This window comes from Clostridium hydrogenum, from assembly GCF_021432385.1.
GTDB classification, from domain to species: Bacteria; Bacillota; Clostridia; order Clostridiales; family Clostridiaceae; genus Clostridium_S; species Clostridium_S hydrogenum.
The window spans coordinates 2,468,364-2,491,438 of record NZ_JAEACT010000002.1 but is presented as its reverse complement, the minus strand read 5'-3'; the positions used below and the strand labels follow the sequence as shown (position 1 = coordinate 2,491,438).

Annotated in this window: 19 protein-coding genes and 32 tRNA genes; 49 read left to right on the top strand and 2 right to left on the bottom strand. The window is 32.8% G+C overall.

Translation table 11 applies throughout. From position 1 onward, the window contains the following. Positions 1–23 precede the first annotated feature (23 nt). Positions 24–1,415: a hypothetical protein gene (locus CUEA01_RS11435; RefSeq protein ID WP_234121733.1), complete on the bottom strand. Its 1,392-nt coding sequence runs from the start codon at positions 1,413–1,415 to the stop codon at positions 24–26. 100 nt (positions 1,416–1,515) lie between these two features. Between CUEA01_RS11435 and CUEA01_RS11430 the strand changes: the two genes are divergently transcribed. The 45 genes from CUEA01_RS11430 to CUEA01_RS11210 all read left to right on the top strand — a co-directional run bounded on the left by CUEA01_RS11430 (position 1,516) and on the right by CUEA01_RS11210 (position 18,072). Further along, the gene (locus CUEA01_RS11430) at positions 1,516–2,502 is read left to right on the top strand and encodes an AIR synthase family protein (RefSeq protein WP_234121732.1); all 987 of its coding nucleotides are present in this window, start codon (positions 1,516–1,518) and stop codon (positions 2,500–2,502) included. Between the two features lie 62 nt (positions 2,503–2,564). Then, the gene (locus CUEA01_RS11425; RefSeq protein WP_234121731.1) at positions 2,565–3,212 is read left to right on the top strand and encodes an XTP/dITP diphosphatase; all 648 of its coding nucleotides are present in this window, start codon (positions 2,565–2,567) and stop codon (positions 3,210–3,212) included. 32 nt (positions 3,213–3,244) lie between these two features. Continuing rightward, the gene (locus CUEA01_RS11420; RefSeq protein ID WP_234121730.1) at positions 3,245–3,715 is read left to right on the top strand and encodes a YfcE family phosphodiesterase; all 471 of its coding nucleotides are present in this window, start codon (positions 3,245–3,247) and stop codon (positions 3,713–3,715) included. Positions 3,716–3,831: 116 nt separating this feature from the next. Next, positions 3,832–3,907 (top strand) — tRNA-Pro (locus tag CUEA01_RS11415). 5 nt (positions 3,908–3,912) lie between these two features. Further along, positions 3,913–3,986, top strand: a tRNA-Gly gene (locus CUEA01_RS11410). 6 nt (positions 3,987–3,992) lie between these two features. Next, positions 3,993–4,069 (top strand) — tRNA-Arg (locus CUEA01_RS11405). 6 nt (positions 4,070–4,075) lie between these two features. Next, positions 4,076–4,151: transfer RNA gene (locus CUEA01_RS11400), tRNA-His, on the top strand. A gap of 5 nt (positions 4,152–4,156) precedes the next feature. Beyond that, positions 4,157–4,231 (top strand) — tRNA-Gln (locus CUEA01_RS11395). A gap of 19 nt (positions 4,232–4,250) precedes the next feature. Further along, positions 4,251–4,326: transfer RNA gene (locus CUEA01_RS11390), tRNA-Lys, on the top strand. A 2-nt stretch (positions 4,327–4,328) separates the two neighbouring features. Beyond that, positions 4,329–4,411 (top strand) — tRNA-Leu (locus CUEA01_RS11385). A 14-nt stretch (positions 4,412–4,425) separates the two neighbouring features. Next, positions 4,426–4,500: transfer RNA gene (locus CUEA01_RS11380), tRNA-Gly, on the top strand. Between the two features lie 3 nt (positions 4,501–4,503). Then, positions 4,504–4,577: transfer RNA gene (locus CUEA01_RS11375), tRNA-Gly, on the top strand. 7 nt (positions 4,578–4,584) lie between these two features. Beyond that, a tRNA-Arg gene (locus tag CUEA01_RS11370) sits at positions 4,585–4,661 on the top strand. A gap of 36 nt (positions 4,662–4,697) precedes the next feature. Continuing rightward, positions 4,698–4,771: transfer RNA gene (locus CUEA01_RS11365), tRNA-Gly, on the top strand. A gap of 6 nt (positions 4,772–4,777) precedes the next feature. Then, positions 4,778–4,853, top strand: a tRNA-Lys gene (locus CUEA01_RS11360). A 21-nt stretch (positions 4,854–4,874) separates the two neighbouring features. Then, positions 4,875–4,950 (top strand) — tRNA-Pro (locus CUEA01_RS11355). 6 nt (positions 4,951–4,956) lie between these two features. Then, positions 4,957–5,030, top strand: a tRNA-Gly gene (locus tag CUEA01_RS11350). 7 nt (positions 5,031–5,037) lie between these two features. Then, positions 5,038–5,113, top strand: a tRNA-Lys gene (locus CUEA01_RS11345). Positions 5,114–5,119: 6 nt separating this feature from the next. Next, positions 5,120–5,195, top strand: a tRNA-His gene (locus CUEA01_RS11340). A 5-nt stretch (positions 5,196–5,200) separates the two neighbouring features. Next, positions 5,201–5,275, top strand: a tRNA-Gln gene (locus tag CUEA01_RS11335). A 15-nt stretch (positions 5,276–5,290) separates the two neighbouring features. Next, positions 5,291–5,366 (top strand) — tRNA-Lys (locus tag CUEA01_RS11330). A 2-nt stretch (positions 5,367–5,368) separates the two neighbouring features. Continuing rightward, positions 5,369–5,451, top strand: a tRNA-Leu gene (locus CUEA01_RS11325). A gap of 14 nt (positions 5,452–5,465) precedes the next feature. Next, a tRNA-Gly gene (locus tag CUEA01_RS11320) sits at positions 5,466–5,540 on the top strand. 5 nt (positions 5,541–5,545) lie between these two features. Further along, positions 5,546–5,622: transfer RNA gene (locus tag CUEA01_RS11315), tRNA-Arg, on the top strand. 37 nt (positions 5,623–5,659) lie between these two features. After that, positions 5,660–5,733, top strand: a tRNA-Gly gene (locus CUEA01_RS11310). A 25-nt stretch (positions 5,734–5,758) separates the two neighbouring features. After that, positions 5,759–5,835: transfer RNA gene (locus CUEA01_RS11305), tRNA-Arg, on the top strand. 737 nt (positions 5,836–6,572) lie between these two features. Continuing rightward, positions 6,573–6,648 (top strand) — tRNA-Pro (locus tag CUEA01_RS11300). 6 nt (positions 6,649–6,654) lie between these two features. Continuing rightward, positions 6,655–6,728 (top strand) — tRNA-Gly (locus CUEA01_RS11295). Between the two features lie 5 nt (positions 6,729–6,733). Then, positions 6,734–6,809, top strand: a tRNA-Lys gene (locus tag CUEA01_RS11290). Between the two features lie 6 nt (positions 6,810–6,815). Further along, positions 6,816–6,891, top strand: a tRNA-His gene (locus CUEA01_RS11285). Between the two features lie 5 nt (positions 6,892–6,896). Continuing rightward, positions 6,897–6,971, top strand: a tRNA-Gln gene (locus tag CUEA01_RS11280). An 18-nt stretch (positions 6,972–6,989) separates the two neighbouring features. Next, positions 6,990–7,065, top strand: a tRNA-Lys gene (locus CUEA01_RS11275). A gap of 5 nt (positions 7,066–7,070) precedes the next feature. Beyond that, a tRNA-Leu gene (locus CUEA01_RS11270) sits at positions 7,071–7,153 on the top strand. Between the two features lie 14 nt (positions 7,154–7,167). Further along, positions 7,168–7,242 (top strand) — tRNA-Gly (locus tag CUEA01_RS11265). Between the two features lie 5 nt (positions 7,243–7,247). Then, positions 7,248–7,324 (top strand) — tRNA-Arg (locus tag CUEA01_RS11260). A 349-nt stretch (positions 7,325–7,673) separates the two neighbouring features. Then, on the top strand, positions 7,674–7,979 hold the full coding sequence (locus tag CUEA01_RS11255; protein WP_234121729.1) for a hypothetical protein: 306 nt from the start codon (positions 7,674–7,676) through the stop codon (positions 7,977–7,979). A 15-nt stretch (positions 7,980–7,994) separates the two neighbouring features. Next, positions 7,995–8,147, top strand: coding sequence for a hypothetical protein (locus CUEA01_RS11250; RefSeq protein ID WP_234121728.1), 153 nt, complete (start codon positions 7,995–7,997; stop codon positions 8,145–8,147). Between the two features lie 229 nt (positions 8,148–8,376). Beyond that, on the top strand, positions 8,377–9,366 hold the full coding sequence (locus CUEA01_RS11245; RefSeq protein ID WP_234121727.1) for a biotin--[acetyl-CoA-carboxylase] ligase: 990 nt from the start codon (positions 8,377–8,379) through the stop codon (positions 9,364–9,366). 263 nt (positions 9,367–9,629) lie between these two features. After that, on the top strand, positions 9,630–11,129 hold the full coding sequence (locus CUEA01_RS11240; protein ID WP_234121726.1) for an APC family permease: 1,500 nt from the start codon (positions 9,630–9,632) through the stop codon (positions 11,127–11,129). Positions 11,130–11,496: 367 nt separating this feature from the next. Continuing rightward, positions 11,497–12,291 carry a PP2C family protein-serine/threonine phosphatase gene (locus CUEA01_RS11235; RefSeq protein ID WP_234121725.1) on the top strand — a complete coding sequence of 265 codons (795 nt, stop codon included), beginning with the start codon at positions 11,497–11,499 and terminating at the stop codon, positions 12,289–12,291. Between the two features lie 51 nt (positions 12,292–12,342). After that, positions 12,343–12,690, top strand: coding sequence for a P-II family nitrogen regulator (locus tag CUEA01_RS11230; RefSeq protein WP_234121724.1), 348 nt, complete (start codon positions 12,343–12,345; stop codon positions 12,688–12,690). Positions 12,691–12,895: 205 nt separating this feature from the next. Then, positions 12,896–13,861, top strand: a complete 966-nt coding sequence (locus CUEA01_RS11225) for a serine/threonine protein kinase (RefSeq protein ID WP_234121723.1) — start codon at positions 12,896–12,898, stop codon at positions 13,859–13,861. 284 nt (positions 13,862–14,145) lie between these two features. Then, positions 14,146–16,236, top strand: coding sequence for a glutamine synthetase III family protein (locus CUEA01_RS11220; protein ID WP_234121722.1), 2,091 nt, complete (start codon positions 14,146–14,148; stop codon positions 16,234–16,236). A 155-nt stretch (positions 16,237–16,391) separates the two neighbouring features. Beyond that, complete coding sequence (locus CUEA01_RS11215; RefSeq protein WP_234121721.1) at positions 16,392–17,144, top strand: EFR1 family ferrodoxin; 753 nt, start codon at positions 16,392–16,394, stop codon at positions 17,142–17,144. Positions 17,145–17,148: 4 nt separating this feature from the next. After that, entirely contained in the window at positions 17,149–18,072 is a 924-nt protein-coding gene (locus CUEA01_RS11210; protein ID WP_234121720.1) for a pyridoxamine 5'-phosphate oxidase family protein, read from the top strand. A gap of 97 nt (positions 18,073–18,169) precedes the next feature. Here the strand turns inward: CUEA01_RS11210 and CUEA01_RS11205 are convergent, their stop codons facing one another. Next, positions 18,170–18,796 carry a DedA family protein gene (locus CUEA01_RS11205; protein ID WP_234122166.1) on the bottom strand — a complete coding sequence of 209 codons (627 nt, stop codon included), beginning with the start codon at positions 18,794–18,796 and terminating at the stop codon, positions 18,170–18,172. Positions 18,797–19,627: 831 nt separating this feature from the next. Here CUEA01_RS11205 and pyrB point away from each other — a divergent pair. From pyrB to pyrF, 4 genes are read left to right on the top strand one after another with little or no spacing between them, the layout of a single operon-like run. After that, positions 19,628–20,551, top strand: coding sequence for an aspartate carbamoyltransferase (gene pyrB, locus CUEA01_RS11200; protein WP_234121719.1), 924 nt, complete (start codon positions 19,628–19,630; stop codon positions 20,549–20,551). Between the two features lies 1 nt (position 20,552). Then, a complete protein-coding gene (locus CUEA01_RS11195) occupies positions 20,553–20,984 on the top strand; it encodes an aspartate carbamoyltransferase regulatory subunit (RefSeq protein WP_234121718.1) in 432 nt (143 codons plus the stop codon). Positions 20,985–20,996: 12 nt separating this feature from the next. Then, entirely contained in the window at positions 20,997–22,184 is a 1,188-nt protein-coding gene (locus CUEA01_RS11190) for a dihydroorotase (RefSeq protein WP_234121717.1), read from the top strand. 14 nt (positions 22,185–22,198) lie between these two features. Next, positions 22,199–23,065, top strand: coding sequence for an orotidine-5'-phosphate decarboxylase (pyrF, locus tag CUEA01_RS11185; protein WP_234121716.1), 867 nt, complete (start codon positions 22,199–22,201; stop codon positions 23,063–23,065). Positions 23,066–23,075: the final 10 nt, after the last annotated feature.

The window sequence follows — 23,075 nt, the reverse complement described above, 5'->3', positions numbered from 1 at the left end:
ATCTTAGTGGGATAGTTACGCCATTAGCAGTTAAAATTACCTTTAAACAAATGAATTAGTATAAAAAATATAAACATATTGTTATCACTATAAAAAGATTGCTTAGGCGAGTCAAAAACTCTTTTTTTCTTATTAAAGGTGATTTCTTTAAAGAAAATTGGGGCTATTTCGCTAGCAGCAGGGGTTGCCAGTGTTGGCATTTTAAAGTTATTTTCTTCAAGTAAATCCTCTGATTTTAGTGAGAAATTTTTGTATCTTTCAGGATCGTCTAAAGGAGGAACTTCTGGCCAAGATGGTATTATACCAGATTCTAATATTTGGTGTTTAAATACATCTAATACTATTGAAATATACATTTCTTTATTTTCACATAACTTATTTGCTAGTATTGAATTGACAAGATATAATATTATTTCTGTTGAATAAAAGCTGCAATCTTTTTTAGGAGTTTCCTTTATAAACATACCATATTCAGGATTGTATAGGTTAGCTAAGTTCTCGTATATGTTTAAAGCTTGAGATTTAAATTTTAGTAAGTTAGAGTTTTTGTATAGAATTAACGAATTAAGGCATGTTAAACATGCATTTGTAACATTATTGCTATATTCTATAACATGATTTTCTGTAAGATATTCAAATAAATCAATTAGTAAGCTATAACATTTAATGTCTTTACTGTAATCAAAAAATATATTTAGAGCTAAAACTAGTTTGTTTAATTCTTTTGCTGATAAATCATATAATTCATCTTTGAATTGTAAGAACATTTTTAAAATATCGAATGAAAAATTTTTGTATTCTATGGAGTACTTTTCATCGGATAAAGTTGAAAATTTATAATATGCACACATTAGCAAAGCTTGGTCTGAAAATTTAAAAGGCTTACCCTTTTCTTCTAGTTTTATTTCTGAGCTAAGATCATTAGAAATATCTTTTTTATCTATAAAAACTCCATCTACATTTCTAAGATTTGCTGCATAAAAGTCAAGCTGCTTTTTTGCAGTATTACAATATAAACTTCTATAGTAGAATTTTTTAGGATATGTTGATTTGAATTTTGAAAAATATTCAGCCAATTCTAATAAGGATAAAGTCATATAAGAATTGCTTGATATAAGTATGTGCATTTTCGCTTTGCTTTCATCCCAACATAAGTGCTTATCTAAATTATATAAATTACAATTAGATTTTTTATATAGGCACAGCAGTGGAGAAAATGATTTAAATATGTTAATATCATTTACAGGGATATCTTTTATTTTTAGTTCCTTAAATGGAATTGTTATTCCGCACTTGGAATTAAAAACTATATCTTTTACACTTTCTTTTGAAAGGTGAAATAATTGATTTGCAATATTATTTTTTGTTAAGGAGTTTGATCTAAAAAAAGGACCTATATATTTCAAAACATGCACCGCCTTGATAAAATAATCTACTTTATATATTATGATTTAAGATTGCTAATTGTGAATAAATATTAAATAAAATTATACTGACTTTAAGGAGATTGTAATAATGGACATTGGTAAATTAAATTGGGATGATTTAAAAACAATTATAGATAGTAATAGAGGAAATATACGTAGTGACGTGATAGTAAGTGGTGGTATTGGTGAAGATTGCTCTATAGTAAATTATGGAGATTATGAATGCATATTGTCTACAGATCCGATAACTGCGGCGGAAAGTGGAATTGGAAAATTGGCAGTTAATATCAATTGTAATGACATAGCTTCATCTGGTGCAGAGCCAGTTGGAATTTTAGTTACAATAATGGCACCTCCATCAGCTTCAATAGAGGACATAAAAGAAGTTATGGTAGAAATAAGCCTAGAATGCGAGAAATTAAATATTCAAGTTCTAGGAGGTCACACAGAAGTTACGGATGCTGTAAATAGAATGGTGATTTCTTGTACGGCTGTAGGTAAAGCAATAAAAGATAAAACAGTTCTTACATGTGGTGCTCATGTTGGTGATGATATAATAGTCACAAAAAGTATTGGTATGGAAGGAACATATATTGCAATTAATGAAAAATTTAATAAACTAGAGAAATACCTTTCTAAAGATGAAATTGAAGAAGCAAAGTCCTATGGTGAAAAATTAAGTGTTGTAGAAGAGGGTAAAATTGCAGGGAAATTTGAAGTTAGCAGTATGCATGATATAACAGAGGGTGGTGTACTTGGTGCACTATGGGAAGTTGCAAAGGCTTCTAATGTTGGGTTTAAAGTGTATAGCAATAAAATGCCGGTGAGCAATGTTACAAAAAAAATCACAGAAATATTTAATATAGACTGCTTAAGGTTTATATCATCAGGAAGCATGCTTATATGTGTTAAAGATGGAAACAAGCTTGTAGAAAATTTAAAAGATAATGGAATAAATGCAGTTATAATTGGAAAAATAGTTGAAAGCAGAGGAATATTGGTTGAAGGTACAGAAGAGATTGAAGTAATACCTCCTAAATGTGATGAGCTTTTTAAAATATATAAGGCAGATTAAAGAAAATAACAAGCCAAAGCTTTGGCTATTTTTGCGTAATTTAAATAGAATGGTGGAATAAAATGAATAATGTGATAATTGCAAGTAATAATAAAAATAAAATAAAAGAAATAAAAGAAATATTAAAGGATTATAAGGTTAGTATTCTTTCTCAAAGCGAAGCAGGAATAGATATAGAGGTAGAAGAAAATGGACAGACTTTTATGGAAAATGCATATAAAAAGGCTGCTGAAATTCATAAATTAAAAAATGGTTCAATGGTGATTGCAGATGATTCTGGTCTTGCTGTAGAAGTGTTAAATGGTGCACCTGGAATTTATTCTGCCAGATTTGCAGGGGAACATGGAAATGACAGCAAAAACAATGAGAAATTATTAGAAATGTTAAAAGGAGTACCGTTTGAAAAAAGAAAGGCAAAATTTATATGTGCAATTGTTTTTATAATAGATGACAATAATATTATAAAAGTACAGGGAGAAGTTGAAGGATACATAGCTGAAAAAGAAGCGGGAAAAGATGGATTTGGATATGATCCTTTGTTTTATATGCCTAAATATAATAAAACCTTTGCAGAAATAGCTTCTGAGGAGAAAAATAGTATAAGTCATAGAGCGATAGCTTTAAAAAAATTACTTGAAGAAATAGCCAAACATACTAAAGGAAGCTATGTTTTAAATAAGTGTGAAAATCAACACTTATTTAAAATATAGCCAATAAAAAATATATTATGGGAGTGATGAAAATGCGCATAGCTGTTATAAGTGATACACATAGAGGTAAGCAAATGATAAAGAAAGCGTGTACTCATACAAAAGATGTGGATTTATTAATACATTTGGGAGATAATGTAGATGATGTTAAGGAAATTAAGAAATATTATAACGGAAAAATCATAAATGTTATGGGAAATTGTGATTTTATGTGTGATGCTCCTATGGAAGTTGTTGAAAATATAGGTGGGAAAGTTTTTTTAATTACACATGGACATAGATATGGGGTAAAGTATGATTTAAATAAATTAAGATACAGAGCTATGGAAGTGAAGGCAGATGTTGCCCTTTTTGGGCATACTCACGAATCACTTTTAATAAATGAGTATGGAATTTTATTTATTAATCCAGGAAGTGCATCATTATCCAGGAAAGGTCCCAATAGTTTGGCTTTCATAGACATTGAAGGGGAAGAAATTAATGCCTTAATAAAAAATATATAAAAAAAATAAAAAAAGGGGTTGACGTATTCGACAGGATAGTGTAGAATAGTCTCTGTCGTCAGGCGAGCGACAAACAAACAACAAGTCAGATGCCTGATGAAAATAAGATTACTCGCCGGGGTGTGGCGCAGATGGGAGCGCGCGTGGTTTGGGACCATGAGGTCGCAGGTTCAATCCCTGTCACCCCGACCAAATATGCGGGTGTAACTCAATGGTAGAGTGCTAGCCTTCCAAGCTAGTTACGAGGGTTCGATTCCCTCTACCCGCTCCAAAATGTGCGTTTTTAGCTCAGTTGGATAGAGCAACGGCCTTCTAAGCCGTGGGCCAGGGGTTCGAATCCCTTAAAACGCACCAAATATGGTGGATATAGTTCAGTTGGTAGAGCGCCAGATTGTGGTTCTGGTTGTCTAGGGTTCGAGTCCCTATATCCACCCCAAATGCTGGGATGTCGCCAAGCGGTAAGGCACAGCACTTTGACTGCTGCATCCGTAGGTTCAAATCCTGCCATCCCAGCCAACTTAAAAAAATAGTACATGGTTTATTAGCTCAGTTGGTAGAGCACATGACTTTTAATCATGGTGTCCGGGGTTCGACTCCCCGATAAGCCACCAATGCAGGTATGGCGGAATTGGCAGACGCGCTAGACTTAGGATCTAGTACTTCGGTGTGTGGGTTCGACTCCCTCTACCTGCACCAACAAAATAAAACATGCGGGAGTGGCTCAGTGGTAGAGCGTCACCTTGCCAAGGTGAACGTCGCGAGTTCGAATCTCGTCTTCCGCTCCATATGCGGGTGTAACTCAATGGTAGAGTGCTAGCCTTCCAAGCTAGTTACGAGGGTTCGATTCCCTCTACCCGCTCCAAAAATGTGCGTTTTTAGCTCAGTTGGATAGAGCAACGGCCTTCTAAGCCGTGGGCCAGGGGTTCGAATCCCTTAAAACGCACCATATATTAAAATTATTTATTAGTTTGAAACAAGATATGCGGGTGTAACTCAATGGTAGAGTGCTAGCCTTCCAAGCTAGTTACGAGGGTTCGATTCCCTCTACCCGCTCCAAAATGTGCGTTATTAGCTCAGTTGGTAGAGCACCTGACTCTTAATCAGGGTGCCCGGGGTTCGAGTCCCCGATGACGCACCAATTTAAAATAAAATTATTCGCCGGGGTGTGGCGCAGATGGGAGCGCGCGTGGTTTGGGACCATGAGGTCGCAGGTTCAATCCCTGTCACCCCGACCAAGATATGCGGGTGTAACTCAATGGTAGAGTGCTAGCCTTCCAAGCTAGTTACGAGGGTTCGATTCCCTCTACCCGCTCCAAAAATATGCGTTATTAGCTCAGTTGGTAGAGCACCTGACTCTTAATCAGGGTGCCCGGGGTTCGAGTCCCCGATGACGCACCAAATGTGGTGGATATAGTTCAGTTGGTAGAGCGCCAGATTGTGGTTCTGGTTGTCTAGGGTTCGAATCCCTATATTCACCCCAAATGCTGGGATGTCGCCAAGCGGTAAGGCACAGCACTTTGACTGCTGCATCCGTAGGTTCAAATCCTGCCATCCCAGCCAATTTAAAAAATATATGGTTTATTAGCTCAGTTGGTAGAGCACATGACTTTTAATCATGGTGTCCGGGGTTCGACTCCCCGATAAGCCACCAATGCAGGTATGGCGGAATTGGCAGACGTGCTAGACTTAGGATCTAGTACTTCGGTGTGTGGGTTCGACTCCCTCTACCTGCACCAATAAAATAAAACATGCGGGAGTGGCTCAGTGGTAGAGCGTCACCTTGCCAAGGTGAACGTCGCGAGTTCGAATCTCGTCTTCCGCTCCAAGTATGCGTTTTTAGCTCAGTTGGATAGAGCAACGGCCTTCTAAGCCGTGGGCCAGGGGTTCGAATCCCTTAAAACGCACCATATGTTTGAAACCATTTAGTGATTTCAAACAAGACATGCGGGTGTAACTCAATGGTAGAGTGCTAGCCTTCCAAGCTAGTTACGAGGGTTCGATTCCCTCTACCCGCTCCATTTTTGTATCTAAAAGGCGTATTGAGCGCCCATAGCTCAGTTGGATAGAGTGACAGACTTCGAATCTGGAGGTCGTGGGTTCGACTCCCTCTGGGCGCACCAAATATACATATAAATTAAGGCATTGCGTAAGGTTGATAGTAGCTTATCAGCCTTATTTTTTTTATAAAATAAAAGAACTTGTAAACTCACTGAATAATTAAGTTTATCAAAGCTATTAAAAAAGATAGATCAGAAAAAACTACTATAAACATCTCGTACATATGTATACATTCCTTGTAAAAGGAATATCAATTCCAGCCTCTCACGCACAACTATGTCGAATTGCATGTAAGTAGCTTAAAATAATAAGATATCTATACTAATATAATTTCACCGATTATAAAGGCATATAGAACAAATATAATAAAAAATATTATAGATATACTAATAAAAATAAAACACATTTATAGAGCTAATATGCAGTTTTAAATGCATATCGAAATTACCTGAAATCTAATATTTTAAGCACAGAATGAAATAAAGATATACCATTGTGAATTTTAACAGTTGAGCAGGTATATCTATAATACAACCGAAAGTGAAAAACTTATTTTTTAAATTGATTACGTAATTGTTTTATGTATGGTGTTCAGCGAAGCTGACAACATTTAAGTTTAAGATTTACCTGACGAGAGGAAGGTAAATCCACCTTCATTGTACTCTGTACTCTGTACTTTGTACTCTGTTTGAAATAAAAAGCTTGACGTATTCGACAAAATAGTGTAGAATAGTTTTTGTTGTCGCGTGAGTGGCAAACAATGGTTCAATTGCTTAATATAGAAATTCAAATTACTCATCGGGGTGTGGCGCAGATGGGAGCGCGCGTGGTTTGGGACCATGAGGTCGCAGGTTCAATCCCTGTCACCCCGACCAAGATATGCGGGTGTAACTCAATGGTAGAGTGCTAGCCTTCCAAGCTAGTTACGAGGGTTCGATTCCCTCTACCCGCTCCAAATATGCGTTATTAGCTCAGTTGGTAGAGCACCTGACTCTTAATCAGGGTGCCCGGGGTTCGAGTCCCCGATGACGCACCAAATGCGGTGGATATAGTTCAGTTGGTAGAGCGCCAGATTGTGGTTCTGGTTGTCTAGGGTTCGAGTCCCTATATCCACCCCAAATGCTGGGATGTCGCCAAGCGGTAAGGCACAGCACTTTGACTGCTGCATCCGTAGGTTCAAATCCTGCCATCCCAGCCAATTAAAAAAATAATATATGGTTTATTAGCTCAGTTGGTAGAGCACATGACTTTTAATCATGGTGTCCGGGGTTCGACTCCCCGATAAGCCACCATTGATGCAGGTGTGGCGGAATTGGCAGACGCACTAGACTTAGGATCTAGCGCTTAGGCGTGGGGGTTCGACTCCCTTCACCTGCACCAACAAAATAAAATATGCGGGAGTGGCTCAGTGGTAGAGCGTCACCTTGCCAAGGTGAACGTCGCGAGTTCGAATCTCGTCTTCCGCTCCAAGTATGCGTTTTTAGCTCAGTTGGATAGAGCAACGGCCTTCTAAGCCGTGGGCCAGGGGTTCGAATCCCTTAAAACGCACCATATATGTATATAAAGGTTGATAATTTTTATCGACCTTTATTTTTTTTATTTGGCTATGTTAAAAAACACTTTACAAAACAGAAAAAATATGTAAAAATATTACAGTAATATCTGAATTGAAATCATTATATAAATGTAACATATTATAAATTAATTAAATAAAATAAATATAAGGATTAGTTTCTTTAATATGCTTTAATTTATTTCGGATATCTAAAGTATAGATAAACCAGTTCAACTATTTAAATTCATGTGCGCCAAAATGCCCAGAAGATGTCATTTTGGTACAAATAAATTTAAAGTTTCAATTTGGTTTATCTTTAGAGAGGAAGTTGATTTTAATTTGGGTATGCAGGTGTATCAAAAAAATCAATATAAAATATATAGAGTCGGAAATGGATTTATAGTTCATAACAGTAACTATGATTTTGTAAGTAAACATACACACATTAAAAGTTTTAAACAGGCTAAAAATCTTATTTATTTTGTAACAAATAAAAAGGTACCTAGGTGGGTATCTTTTTACTATTTGGAAAGTCTTATAAGAATATCAGATGATAAAAATTATATAAAAAGAGTTAATAAGCTTATAGAAGTAAAAAGAAGAAAACCAAAGGTTAAATTTAAACAGTGGAATCGTCAAATTTTTAAATGAATGGGGAAGATATAAATGTATATGATATTTTTGTTGCTTCTTACAGCAAGCTCCATAGTAGTTTTAGCAAGCTGTATGTTTTTTTGTTTTTCGTCTGTAACTAAACAAGATAAGTGGTCAGCAGAGATTATAGAGAAAGAATGTAAAAAATATAATGAGAAGCTATAATAAAAAATAAAATTCAGTTGCAAAATTATGCAATTTAAAGTGTATAAATTAAAGCTAAGCATAAATTAAGTGTATGTACCAGTACCATTGAAAGTAAAATTGTTGTATAATAAAATTAGTACAGACAATGGGAAGTACATATGCTTAAATTAAAAGTTTATTTATACTGAAATTTTATACAATTATACTATCAGGTAAATAGCTTTTTTAATACAGAGAGGTGCTTAGTGTGAAAGGGAAAATACTTGACATATTAAAGAGTAATTCTGATGATTTTGTATCTGGTCAAAGTATTAGTCGCAATTTAGGAGTTACGAGGGCGGCTGTGTGGAAATACATAAACAAATTAAAAGAAGAAGGATATTTAATTGAGTCTGTTTCTAAAAAAGGCTACAGATTAAAATCGTGCCCAGATTTACTTACATACGATGAAATAAAAGATATACTTAACACTAGGTATATAGGAAGGCACATAGTATATTATGATTCAATAGGATCGACAAATGATGAGGCTAAAAAATTGGCAATAGAAGATAGCTGTGTTGATGGAACTGTGGTAATTGCGGAAGAACAAACTTCTGGAAGAGGAAGATTTGATAGAAAGTGGGCATCTGCAAAATATAAATGCATAAACATGTCTATAATACTAAAGCCTAATATAGAAGCTTATAATGTAGCCTTGATAAGTAGTATTGCTGCTGCGGCCGTGGGCATGGCGATTGATGAATGTGGAATGAAAGCAAAAGTAAAATGGCCTAATGATATTGTAGTGAATTGGAGAAAAGTATGTGGAATATTAGCTGAAGCAAGTGGTGAGATGAATAGATTAAACTATGTAATTGTTGGAATAGGCATAAATGTAAATCAGGAAAGTAAAGATTTTTCAGAAGAAATTTTAGATAAGGCTACGTCTATAAAAATAGAAAAAGATAAATGTGTTTCTAGAAAGATGCTATTATGCAGTTTGTTAGATAAATTTGAAAAGTTATATGATGAATTTTTAAAAAGTGAAAATGCGGAAAGGTCATTAAAATATTGCAAAGAAAATTCTATTCTTATTGGAAGAAAAATTGAGGTAATAAGAAAAAATCAAATAACAGTTGCAAAAGCAGTTGATATAGATGAGATGGGAGCATTAGTGGTAGAAAATGAAAATGGAGTTAGGGAACGACTGATTTCTGGAGAAGTATCACTTCATAGAGTTTATCATGCAAATTGATTTTGGTACTTGAACTGGTTTATCTATAAATGAAAATATGCATATGTTAAAACTTGAAATATAAGTTTTAACATATGCATATTTTTTTAGTTCATTAAAAATATAAAAATAAATAAATAAATATGCAAAAAAAATGTTGATTTTTTTCTTAAATATAGTATTATGTATAATATAACTGATAAATCAATAAAAATAAAGGACGTTATATGTAAAACTGTTAATCAAACTACGAAAAATTATAAATTATTGGAGGGGGATGTATCATGTCAGAAAACACAGAGCTTAAAAAAACATTAAACTTAACAGGAGTTACAATGAACGCCATGGCGTTGATTGCACCAGGTGCATTTTTGTGGCTTACATTTCAAATGCAGGCTTCACAGGTAAACAGTTCTGGTAAAACTACAGCCATGGATATGTTTGCAGGTCTTGTTTTGGCTCTAATTTTAGCTTTTTTAACAGCTATTTCGTATGCAAAGCTTTCGGAGTTATATCCAGAGGCAGGTGCAGGAAGCTCATATTATTTTGCAGGTCGTGCACTTAGTAACGATCCTTCAAAATTATCTGGTTTATCGAGAATCGTTAAGTATGTTATAGGATGGTTTGCTCACATATACTATTGGGTTTATCCAGGTGTTTTAGTTGCAATGATGGCTACACTAATAACGTATATATTTGGTGAATTTGGAATAAATATTCCGGTTCTAGGTCAAGTATTAATAGCCATTGTATTTGCTGGATTAACTGGTGCAGTTGCATATAGGGGAATAAATGGTTCGACTTTATCAAGCATAATAATAAATATCATACAAATTGTAACACTCGTATTTACAACTATACTTGCAATTGTATATAGAATAACTAATCCACAACATGTCCAATTTGTTCATAAAAGTTTTGCCTCGGTAATTATGCCTCACAATTTTTCTAATATATTGTTTCAGGCAACCATTTCAATGCTACTCTTAGTTGGTTTTGAATCAGCTACAGCACTTGCTGGGGAAGCAAAGTCTCCAAAGCATGTAAGTAGAGGAGTAATTTTGTCATTAGTATTTCAAGGACTTATATTTTATATATTTGAATATAGTGGTGCAATTGCATGGTTAAATACATCATATAAAGTAGGAAATAAGACTGGAATTGATGCAGCAGCAGCATCTAGTGCACCAATTGGGGATATGGTTAAAATTCTTGGTGATTCCCTTTTAAACCACACTGGTTTTGCTCTTATGATAATAGTAGCAATCTCGGTTGCTATAGCTGTTTTTGGAAGTACACTTGCATGTATGAATACAGGAGTGAGAATAACTTATGCTATGGCTAAGGATCAAGAAGTACCGTCAGTTATGGGGATGCTTCATCCTAAATATTCAACACCTCATACTGCAGTTTGGGTAATTACTATTGTATCGGCTATTATAGGGGCGATAGGAGCAGTATCAGTAACAAATTTAACCGCTGTTACATTGATATCAAATGTTGGAACATTTATTTTATATGGAATGACAAACTTAGTTGCAATAATAGCGTTTGCGCATAGTGAAAAACGTAATATTTTGACACACGTTATTATTCCAGTGCTTGGATTTGTTGCAAATTTAGGCATGCTTATTGCAATTTTTTATTTGGGTATTTCAGGCGGAGGTTCAACTCAGGTATCAGCTATAGCTGCAATTATTGCAACAGTTGTATGGCTTGCTGTTGGTGTTGTATATTTCGCATTTAATAGTAAAAAGCAAGGTCGATCTATTATTGTAGACTAGAATATACCAAGTTTATCCTGATAAATTACAATTTATCGAGGAGAAGCCAAAGTACAAAGTACAATGAATGAAGGACGGTTTTTCTCCGCTAACGCTACGAAAAATCTGAAAACTTATTTTTTTATTGCTGCGCAATTGCGCCATCGATGGCGCTCAGTGAAGCTGACACCATTTAAGTTTAAGATTTACCTAAGCAACGCGAAAGGCAAATCATCCTTCTTTGTACTTTGTACTCTGCTCTAAATTTGCTATTTATAATTTCTATATTTAAAGTCATCCATCTTACAGAAATGTATCCAAGTTGGAACAGATTAATATTCGTTTTGATTTTATTAGAGTCTGCGTGTGTTTACTTGGAGGTGATATATTGTATAATTCAATTATTAAATCAAAAGGAGATATGAACTCAAAATTTTTTTTAGTACAAAGCTGCACTGATAAGGGAAAAATTCGTGATAATAATGAGGACTATCATAAGTATCATGTACCTAATGATAAAAATTTAATAGAGAATTTTGGAAGTCTTTTTATTATTTCTGATGGTGTTGGTGGAAATTCAGCAGGTGAGGTGGCAAGTGCTGAAGCAGTGAATGTGCTATTGCAAGAATATTATTTTGATACTAGCGCTAAAAAGCTGCAAGAACGTTTAAAAGGTGCTTTTCAGCGTACAGCTATGCATATATACGATCTTTCAACTAGTAATACGTCAATGAATAGTATGAAGTGTACACTAAGTGCACTATTAATTAAACAAGATAAATTTTTTATTACCCACATAGGAGATTCAAAAATATTTTTATTGAGGTCTAATAAAATGGTACAACTAACAAAAGATCATAGTCTTGTTGGAAAGCTGGTAAGGTTAGGACTCATATCACCGCAAGAAGCGAGAAATCATCCTAATAGACATGTTATTCTTAAGGCTATGGGTGATCAACCAATAATGCTGCCGGATTTTTATTCTGGGCGTGTTATGGTGAATGATATGTTTTGCTTAATAACAGATGGTATATTAGAACATTTAACTGTAGATGAATTAAAAACGTTTTTGATTAAGGATGGCACTGAAATAGGGTTGAAAAATATAATTAATGAGAGTAATAAACGTGGTGGATATGATAATATGACAATAATGACAGTCAAGGTAAATGGTATAATATGATTATCGACATTGGATTTTTTATCTGTTATATTATATAAAGGTGGTGCTTTTATGACAAAAATAGAATGTATATTACAACCAAACAAAGTAAGGGAAGTAAAGGATTGTCTTGGGAAAATAGGTGTAAAAGGTATGACTGTAACAGAAGCTATTGGCTGTGGATTACAAAAAGGTCATGCGGATATGGATCTTGAAGTTTTTGAAAATGAACTGGATATTGCCCTTTTACCAAAAACTAAAATTGAAATGGTTGTTGCAGATGCAATGGTGGATAATGTTATTGACACCATTATAAAGGCTGCAAGAACAGGTAAGGTTGGTGATGGAAAGATATTCACTTATCATATAAAAGATGCTATTCGCATACGTACAGGTGAAACCGGAGAAAAAGCAATATGATTCTACTGTGTTATTATAGATAAACCATTTCAACTATTAAAATCAATTTGCATCATAATGCCCAGAAGATGGCATTTTGATACAAATTAATTTTAAAGTTTCAAGTGGTTTATCTTTAGTACCTTGAAACTAAGAAATTAGTTGCTAAAATTTGGTTGCTTCACGACAATCCATTTTTCCTAGACAACGTGAAGGGAGGGTATATATGATAGATGAAGTTGGCACTGTTTATGATCAAAGATATAAAATTATAAAATTTTTAGGCAAAGGTGGATTTGCAAGCACATATTTGTGCTGTGATTTGGAGACAAATGAAAAAGTAGTACTTAAATTTCCGGATGTAACTCAATTAGGAGATCCAGCGGTGTACGAAAGATTTAAAAGAGAAATATCTATTGGTAAATTGATGTCACACCCTGATTTGCCAATTGCAATAGCTTATTCAGAAGGAACTCCTCCTTATTTAGTAATAAAGTATGTTGATGGAGAATCATTAGATAATATAATAAATAAAAAGGGAAAATTCCAAGTTGATGAAGCTATAGAGTTAATAGCTAATTTATTAGATACACTACAGTACTGTCATGAACATGGAGTTTTTCATAGGGATATAAAACCTGAGAACCTAATGCTTGGAGCAGATGGTCATCTGAAAATAATAGATTTTGGAATTGCAAGTGTGCAAGGTGCACCAAGAGTAACGTATAGAGGTTTTTCAGGGCTTATGGGCACGCCGGAATATATGTCTCCAGAGCAAATAAAAGGTGAAAGAGGCGGTGCTAAAAGCGATATATATTCTGTAGGCTGTGTTTTATATCATATGCTGGCGGGTAGCCCACCTTTTACTGGAGATAATCCATTGACTACAATGTATCAGCATATGACAGCAGACATTAAACCACTTACTGATATTAGAAAAGATGTTAAAGTGGGGATGTGGTCAGCAATAAAAAGATCTTTAAGAAGGAGAAAAGAAGAAAGGTATGATTCTGCTAAAGAAATGGCTTACGATTTAAGGAATCCAGATAAAGTTGATTTAAGTTGGATTGAAAAAAATGATCCTCCTTTAGTTTCAGTTGCGACTACTAAGAAAAGCAAGTGGATAATTCTTACTATAGCTATAATAATTATAATTATATTTATGGTTTTAATATTAATTTACAAAAAGTAGATATGGAGTTGCTTTGCAATTTTTTGTTTATTTGGCTATGTTTTAAATAGGGCTGTTTTTTATGCTTATTTAAAACATGGCCATTTGTTTTAAAATAATGAAAATTATAATAATTTGCTTTTTTATAATAATATTAAAAAAAAATAGGACAAATATTAAAAATTAAATATTTTATATTGCAATTTATTGATAATTATATTATAGTATAGGTATTGAAGCGATTAAACTATTATATTAAATATATACTAAATTTTGAAATATTGTATTTTGAAAGGGGATAAATAATGAAGAAGTTAGATAAGGTTTTTGGATCTAGTGTATTTAATGAATCAGTTATGAAGGAACGTCTTACAAAGCCAGCTTTTAAGGCTTTAAAGAATACTATAGAGAAGGGTTCTCCACTTGACGTATCAGTTGCAGATGAAGTTGCAAATGCAATGAAGGATTGGGCAGTTGAACAAGGGGTTACTCATTACACACATTGGTTCCAACCATTAACAGAAACAACTGCTGAAAAGCACGACGCTTTTGTTTCACTTCCAACTGAAGGAAAAACTATTCTTAAATTTTCAGGTAAGGAATTATTAAAAGGAGAACCTGACGCATCATCATTCCCTTCAGGTGGCCTTAGACAAACTTGTGCAGCAAGAGGATATACTATATGGGATGCTACTTCACCAGCATTTATAAAGAATAATACTCTTTGCATACCAACTGTATTTTGCTCATATACTGGTGAAACTTTAGATAAGAAAGCTCCACTTTTACGTTCAAGCGAAGTTTTATCAAAAGAAGCAATGCGTGTATTAAAAGCAATTGGAAATACAACTTCAAAAAGAGTTTTAACAACTGTTGGACCTGAACAAGAATATTTCATAGTTGATAAGAAGACTTATGATGAAAGAGAAGATTTAATATTCACAGGAAGAACATTATTTGGTGCAATGCCTCCAAAGGGACAAGAACTCGAAGATCATTATTTTGGAGTTATAAAAGATAGAGTAGCAGCTTTCATGAGCGAAGTTGATGAAGAACTTTGGAAACTTGGAATTACTGCTAAAACAAAGCATAATGAAGTTGCTCCTGCACAACACGAATTAGCAACTATATTTTCAGATGCTAATTTAGCAGCAGATAATAACCAACTTGTTATGGAAACATTAAAGAAAGTTGCATTAAAGCATGATCTTGTTTGCTTACTTCATGAAAAACCATTTGCAGGTGTTAATGGTTCCGGAAAACACAACAACTGGTCAATGGCTACAGATGATGGAATTAACTTATTAGATCCAACAGATGCTCCACATGACAACAAACAATTCTTATTATTCTTCAGTGCTGTAATAAAAGCAGTAAATGAATATTCTGATTTACTTAGATATTCAGCTGCTAATGCAGGAAATGATCACCGTTTAGGTGCAAACGAAGCTCCTCCAGCAATAATATCAATATTCGTAGGAGAACAGCTTGAAGATGTATTAGAGCAAATTGAAAAGGGTGCTTTAACAGGATCAAAGACTGGAAGCAAACTTGATTTAGGAATTACAACAATACCTGTTGTTACAAAAGATGCAACTGATAGAAATAGAACATCACCATTTGCATTTACAGGAAATAAATTTGAATTTAGAATGCCACCATCATCAGCACCAGTTTCAACTGTTAATTGCATGCTAAATTCAATAGTTGCTGAAATTTTATCAGAAGTAGCTGCTAGACTTGAAGGTGCATCAGATGTAGATGCAGAAGTTTCAAAAATAATTACTGAGTTCGTTAAAGAAAACAGAAAAGTTGTATTTAACGGAAACGGATACTCAGATGAATGGGTTGTTGAAGCTGAAAAGAGAGGTCTTCCAAATGTAAAGACTACTGTAGAAGCTACAAAAGCACTTATAAGTGAAAAGAATATAGCTCTTATGGAAAAACTTGGAGTAATGAGCAAGATTGAAATGGAATCACGTTATGAAATTTCACTTGAAAATTATTCAAAGATTATAAATATTGAAGCACTTACAATGGTAGATATGGCTTCAAAGAAAATACTTCCAGCTGTAATAAAATATGCAACTGATATAGCAGCATCAATAAACACTATAAAAGCAGCAGTAGCTACTGCAGATGTATCTGCACAAACTGAACTTGTAACTGAAATTTCTTCACTTACAGCTGCTCTTAGTAAGAACATAGCTGCACTTAAAGCTTCAACAGCAGAAGCAGCAGCTAAAGCAGATGCTTATGATCAAGCTTATGCATATAAATTCGATGTTTTCGAAAAAATGAGTGCATTAAGGGAAGTTGCTGATAAACTTGAAGTAATAGTTGGAAAAGAAGCATGGCCATTCCCAACTTACTCAGATTTATTATTTAACGTATAATAGTTATAAAAAATAAAAGGATTTTCCTAAATTGGGAAAATCCTTTTATTTTCTTTAAGATGCCTTATTTAAAACATAGCCTTTTTCTATAGATAATTGTAATAAAATGTATTATCATATGATTTATAATATATAAATATATAGAGGTGATATTTTTGAAAGGACTAATAGCATTTTTTTCTGGGACAGGTAATACGGAATATTTAGTAAAGTTTATTGCAAATGAGTTTGAAAAAAGAAATATTGAATGTGAATTATTTAATGTAGAGAATAATGAAGAATTAAAAGATGAATACGATTTTTATATTTTCGCATCTCCAATTCATGTTGAGGTTTTCGCTAAAATATTTACTGATTGGTTATCATCTAAGGCACCAGAAGTTGATAATAAGAGATGCATTCTACTATCAACTCAAGCCTCGGCTCTTGGATATGGTGGAAGACAAGTTAGTAAGATGCTAGAAAGAAAAGGCTACAATATAGTATATATGAAATCAATTTCAATGCCTAATAATTACTATTTGGGTAAGTTTAAAGCAACTACTGAAGAAAAAAAGAAAGAAATTTTAAGTGAAGTGCCACTAGAGGTTAGCAATATGGTGGAAAGCTTCTTGAAAGATGAAGTATATATAGAAAAAGAATCTCTTTACGTTACAGAATTGTGTAAGCTTGTATATAAAATATATATGCCAACCCTAAATAAATTTGCAAAAAAGAATCTTACAATTGATGAAGAAGTGTGCGTAAAGTGCAAGAAGTGTGAAAGGGAATGTCCAGTAGGAAACATAAAATTTGATGAAAAGATATCCTTTGCTGATAAGTGTATAGCTTGCCAAAGATGTGTACAAAAGTGCCCAGTTAATGCTTTTAAATATCAAGGAAAACATTTTAAGCAGTTAAAACTTTAAGGGGATGGTCATTATTAAGAGTATATTATATATTTATGAAGCTGATAATAAATTAATTGAAGGCGCTGTTAAGGATATTGCTCTTATCACAGGACCTTCAAGGTATTGTAAAACTGCTGAATTTAAAGAGCAGTATAGCAAATTTGATTATATTTGTTTTGTCTTAAGTGAAAATAAATGCAGTTCTCAAATTTTGGAGTTTATATATAACAATATAGGCTGGTTAAAAGAAAAGAAAACAGTTTTATTTTATAATGCTCATGATAGTAAAATCCATATATCTTTATGTATCAAAGAAATTCATAAGCTATTAGATAAAAATTTAATATATGAAGATTGTTTCTATTTTGATAAAGATGAATTGAAAATTAAGAAATTTAACAATAAACCTAAAGAGTATGGATATAAGTTAATGGAATTAAAGGAGCATTTTATTAAATATGCAGCTGATATAAGAAGCATAATGGAAGATGACATAAAAAAATATCCAAAAGAACTTTTAAAAAATAAAGTAGAGGAGTTTTTGAACCTTCATAGTACATGTACCCTTTGTACCGCAAGTAATGATATGGTTATAGGTACGCCAATAGAATACATTTATGAAAATGGAAAGATATATATTATTACTGAGGGTGGCAGAAAATTTATTAATTTATTACGAAATGATAATGTAAGTATTGCGGTTTATGAAAACTATTCAGGATTTGCTAATTTAGAAGGCTTACAGTTGAGCGGCATAGCAACTATTATAGATTATAATGATTATGAATATGATGAAATAATTAAGCTGAAAAAATTGGATCCTAAAAATATAAAGAAACTTAATATGCTTATGAATGTAATAAAAATAGACTTATATAGAGCAACTTTTTTATCTGCTGATATAAAAAAAGAAGGATACGAGGCAAAACAAGTAATGATATTTTAATCATAAATATACTTTTATATTTGATTGATTATAACATTGTTAAAATGCACAATTGCAGTAAACGGTATAGTATACTGCAATTGTGCATTTTATAAAATTAAGCTGCTTTTTTAGGGCTTTTTAACTTCTTAAATATTTTATATGCTATAAATAATACTATAACACCAGCTACTATGTAATCTGCTATGTGGAAAAGTGGACGAATAGCCCCCCAATTTTTTCCCATTACATATCCAACATATCCTAAAACCACACTCCAAAGAGCAGAACCTAAAGATGTATATACTACAAATTTAGTAAAATCCATTTTTGCAATTCCAGCTGGAAGAGATATGAAGGTTCTTATTATAGGTAAAAGTCTTGAAAAGAAAACTATTTTATCTCCATATTTTGCGAAAACAGCATCGCTTTTAGCTATTTTTTCTTTAGATAAATGAAGCTTGCTAGCGTATTTTTCTACAAGAGGTCTGCCGCCTCTAGCACCTATTTCGTAAGTTACTATTGAACCTAATATACCACCTATGGTTCCAACTAGTATCATAAATATTAAATTTAATTTTTGGTTTGCTGGTGCTGCGGAAGAACTTAGATATCCACCGAAAGGTAGGATTGCTTCGCTGGGGATAGGAATACAAGCACTTTCAAAAAACATTCCAAAAAAAACTCCTGCATAACCTAATTTACCGAGTATAAGAATTACTATGTCTATAAGTTTTTCGACCAAAATTATCCCTACTTTCATTAGTACTTTGATTTAAAGATAAACCACTTGAAACTTCAAAATTAATTTGTATCAAAATGCCATCTTCTAGGAACTATGATGCAAATTGATTTTGGTAGTTGAACAGGTTTATCTATAATTGCGTTTATCTCTAATGCGATTATATCATAAAATCTAAAATTTAACCTTAGAAATAATAGGGATTTACTTAATGTTAATATTTTCAATTCACAATTCACAATGCACAATGAAGGCTACACATACTAGGGGTTTGGGCGTAAAGCCAATGTAGGTTCTTTAACTTAGTATAAGTACTTTCAATAGTAGTGAAATAAAACTTTGTATATTAATAAACTTTCGTCAGGCAAATCTTAAATTATAAGCTCCGCTTAGCACCATAAATGGTGCTATCGCGTAAGCAATAAAAAAATAAGTTTTAAGATTTTCAGCAGCAAAGCGGAGGAAAATCCTCCTTCATTGTGAATTGTGCATCGTGAACTGTGAATTGAAAAACATTGCTGTCAGGATAAGCTTGGAATTTGCAATTTTTATGTTCCAAGTTATCTATCTATGATAATTAAATCAAACAAATTTTGATGTAATAATACTTGCGTATTGACAAGGCAACTTTAAGGTGTTAGTATAAACTAAGAATATTTAAGACCTTTAATACTGGTCCTGTGAGGCTAGGAAGGTATATAGAGATAATCTATAGTGGCACATTATACCTTCCTGTAAAATGGAAGGTTTTTATTTTATAAAGAAAAAATTAAAATTAGTTTCCATAGAATACCTTTAAATTTAGTTCAGCGAAACTAAGAAGGAGGATTAATTATGTTAAAAGGAAGAAGTTTAATAGACCCAATGGATTTTACTAAAGAGGAATTAGAAGAAATTTTTGAACTTGCTGAGAAGATAATAGAAAATCCTAAGGAGTATAGTCATGTTGCAGAAGGAAAAATTTTAGCAACACTTTTCTATGAACCAAGTACAAGAACAAGACTTAGTTTTGAAGGGGCAATGCTTAGACTTGGTGGTGAAGTTTTAGGCTTTTCTGAGCCAAATTCAACTTCAGTATCTAAGGGAGAAACTATTGCCGATACAATAAGAATCGTTTCATGTTATGCAGATATTGTAGCTATGAGGCATCCAAAAGAGGGAGCGCCTAAGGTTGCATCAATGTATTCTAAAATTCCTGTCATAAATGCAGGTGATGGTGGACATCAACACCCAACTCAAACGCTTACAGATCTTTTGACAATGAAAACTATAAAAGGAAAACTTTCAAATATGACAATAGGTATGTGTGGAGATTTAAAATTTGGAAGAACCGTTCATTCACTTATCAAAGCTATGTCAAGATATAAAAATAATAAAATAATTTTAATATCACCAGATGAATTAAAAATACCAGAATACATTAAAAAAGAAATTCTTGAGAAGAATAATATCGAATATGAGGAAGTTAAGAGAATTGAAGATGTAATTGATAAACTTGATGTTTTATATATGACAAGAGTTCAAAAGGAAAGATTTTTCAATGAAGAGGATTATATAAGACTTAAAGACAGCTATATAATTGACAAAAATAAGCTTTCAATGGCTAAAGATGATATGATAATACTTCATCCACTTCCAAGAGTAAATGAAATAGCTTATGATGTTGATAATGATAAAAGAGCATGCTATTTTAAGCAAGCACAATATGGAATGTATGTTAGAATGGCCTTGATGGCTAAGTTAATGGGGGTGTGCTAATATGCTTACAATTAATAGTATAAAAAACGGAATAGTAATAGATCATATAAAGCCAGGACATGGTATAAGAATATATAAATATCTTAAGTTAGATGAAGCGGATTTTCCAACAGCCCTTATAATGAATGCGGTTAGTAAAAAAAATTCAGAAAAAGATATGATAAAAATAGAAAATGTTATGGATTTAAATTTAGATGTACTTGGATTTTTAGATCCAAACATAACAATTAATATAATAAAAGACGAAAAAATAAAAGAAAAAATACAATTAAAGTTACCAGAGCAGGTTGAAAATGTTATTGTGTGTAAAAATCCTAGATGTATTACATCAGTAGAAAAATATATTCCGCATAAGTTTAGGCTTGTAGACGAAAAAGCTGGAGAATATAAATGCGAATATTGTGATGAAATATATAAAAAAAATAATTTATAGGAGATGAGAGTAATGGATCTTTTGATAAAAAATGCAAGAATTGTTGATTTTGCAAAGGACTTCGTTGGAGATGTATATATAAAAAATGGTATTATAGAGAAAATAGGAAAAAATCTAATGGAGAATGCAGAAGTATTAGATATACAGGGATATACTTTAATGCCTGCATTTGTAGATTTGCACAGTCATTTCAGAGATCCAGGGCTCACTTATAAAGAAGATATAGAAACGGGAAGTAGGGCAGCAGTAAGAGGCGGATATACAACTTTAAATTTAATGGCAAATACAAAACCAGTATGCAGTACAATGGAAACAGTTAAGTATGTCGAGGATAAAGCTAAAAGGATAGGACTTATAGATGTAAGTCAAGCGGTAAGCGTAACAAGGAATATGGAAGGAAAAGATATATCACATTTAGATGATTTAAGTGATGAAGTTATAGCAATTTCAGAAGATGGAAAAGGTGTAGAAAGCAGTAAAGTAATGCTTGAGGCTATGAAAAAAGCAAAAGAAAAAAATTTTGTTTTGATGGATCATGAAGATGATAAAGAAATATTTTCGGTAGATAGTAGGCTTGGAGAAAATTTGGCTACCTTTAGAGATATAGAACTTGCAAAAGTAGCTGGTTGCAAATTTCATGTATGTCATGTTAGTACAAAAGAAGCTATAAGCTATATAATAGAAGCTAAAAAAGCGGGATATGACAATATAACTTGTGAAGTAACACCACATCATATAGCACTTAATGATAAAATTGATTTTAGAGTAAATCCGCCACTTAGGGAAGAAGAGGATGTGGAAGCTTTAATAAAAGCAATAAAGTATGGATTTGTGGATGCAATAGGAACAGATCATGCACCCCATTCCACAGAAGATAAGAAGAAAGGCGCACCAGGCATGACGGGTATAGAAACTTCATTTTCGGTGTGTTACACAAAACTTGTGCATGAAAAGAATATAAGTTTAAATAAACTTTCGGAAATAATGTCAAAAAATCCTGCGGAAATACTTAGAGTTAATAAAGGCAGAATAGAAGTTGGATTTGAAGCAGATTTAGTAGTACTTGATTTGGATAAAAAATATGAAATTAACTCAAATGAGTTTCAATCGAAGGGTAAGAATACACCTTTTAATGGAATGGAAGTTTACGGAGAAGTGTTAAGAACTTTAAAGAGTGGAAAAACTGTATATGTTAAATAATAGGAGTGATATTTTTGATTATAGATAAGCTTTATGAAAGTGTTAAAAAAAATGGGCATGTTTGTTTAGGATTGGATACAGATTTAAGTTATATACCTAAGAATTTTTTAGATAAATATGAAAATATAGAAGATGCAATATTTAATTTTAATAAGAAAATAATAGATGAGACTTTAGATGTTGTTTCGTGCTATAAAGTTCAAATAGCATATTACGAAGCATATGGTCTTGCTGGACTTATGGCATATAAAAATACTTTGAAATATATTAAATCACAAGATGCAATTTCTATAGCAGACATAAAAAGAGGAGACATTGCAAAAACAGCAGAAATGTATGCAAAAGCACATTTTGAAGGTGATTTTGAAAGCGATATTATAACTTTAAATCCATATATGGGAATGGACAGCATAGAGCCTTATTTACCTTATATGAAGGAAAAAGAAAAAGGTGCATTTGTACTTTTGATAACATCAAATAGGGGCGCGGAAGATATTGAATACATAGAAACTGCAAGTGGAAAAAGAGTTTATGATGAAGTTGGAGAAAAAATATATTCAATTGGAGAAAGTTTAAGAGGAAACTCAGGATACTCTTCTATAGGTGCAGTAGTAGGATGTACTCACGTGGATGAAGGAATAAAAATAAGGAATAATTTTAAGAATATGTTCTTTTTGATTCCTGGTTATGGTGCACAAGGCGGTACAGCAAAGAATATAAGTTTATATTTGAGAGAAGGTAACGGAGGAGTTGTAAATTCTTCAAGAGGAATACTTCTAGCTTATAAGAAAAAAGAAGGCGGAGAAGGGAAATTTGAAGTTTGCGCTAGAGAAGAAGCGATAAATATGAGAGATAGTATATTAGAAGCAATTCACAATTAACAATTCACAG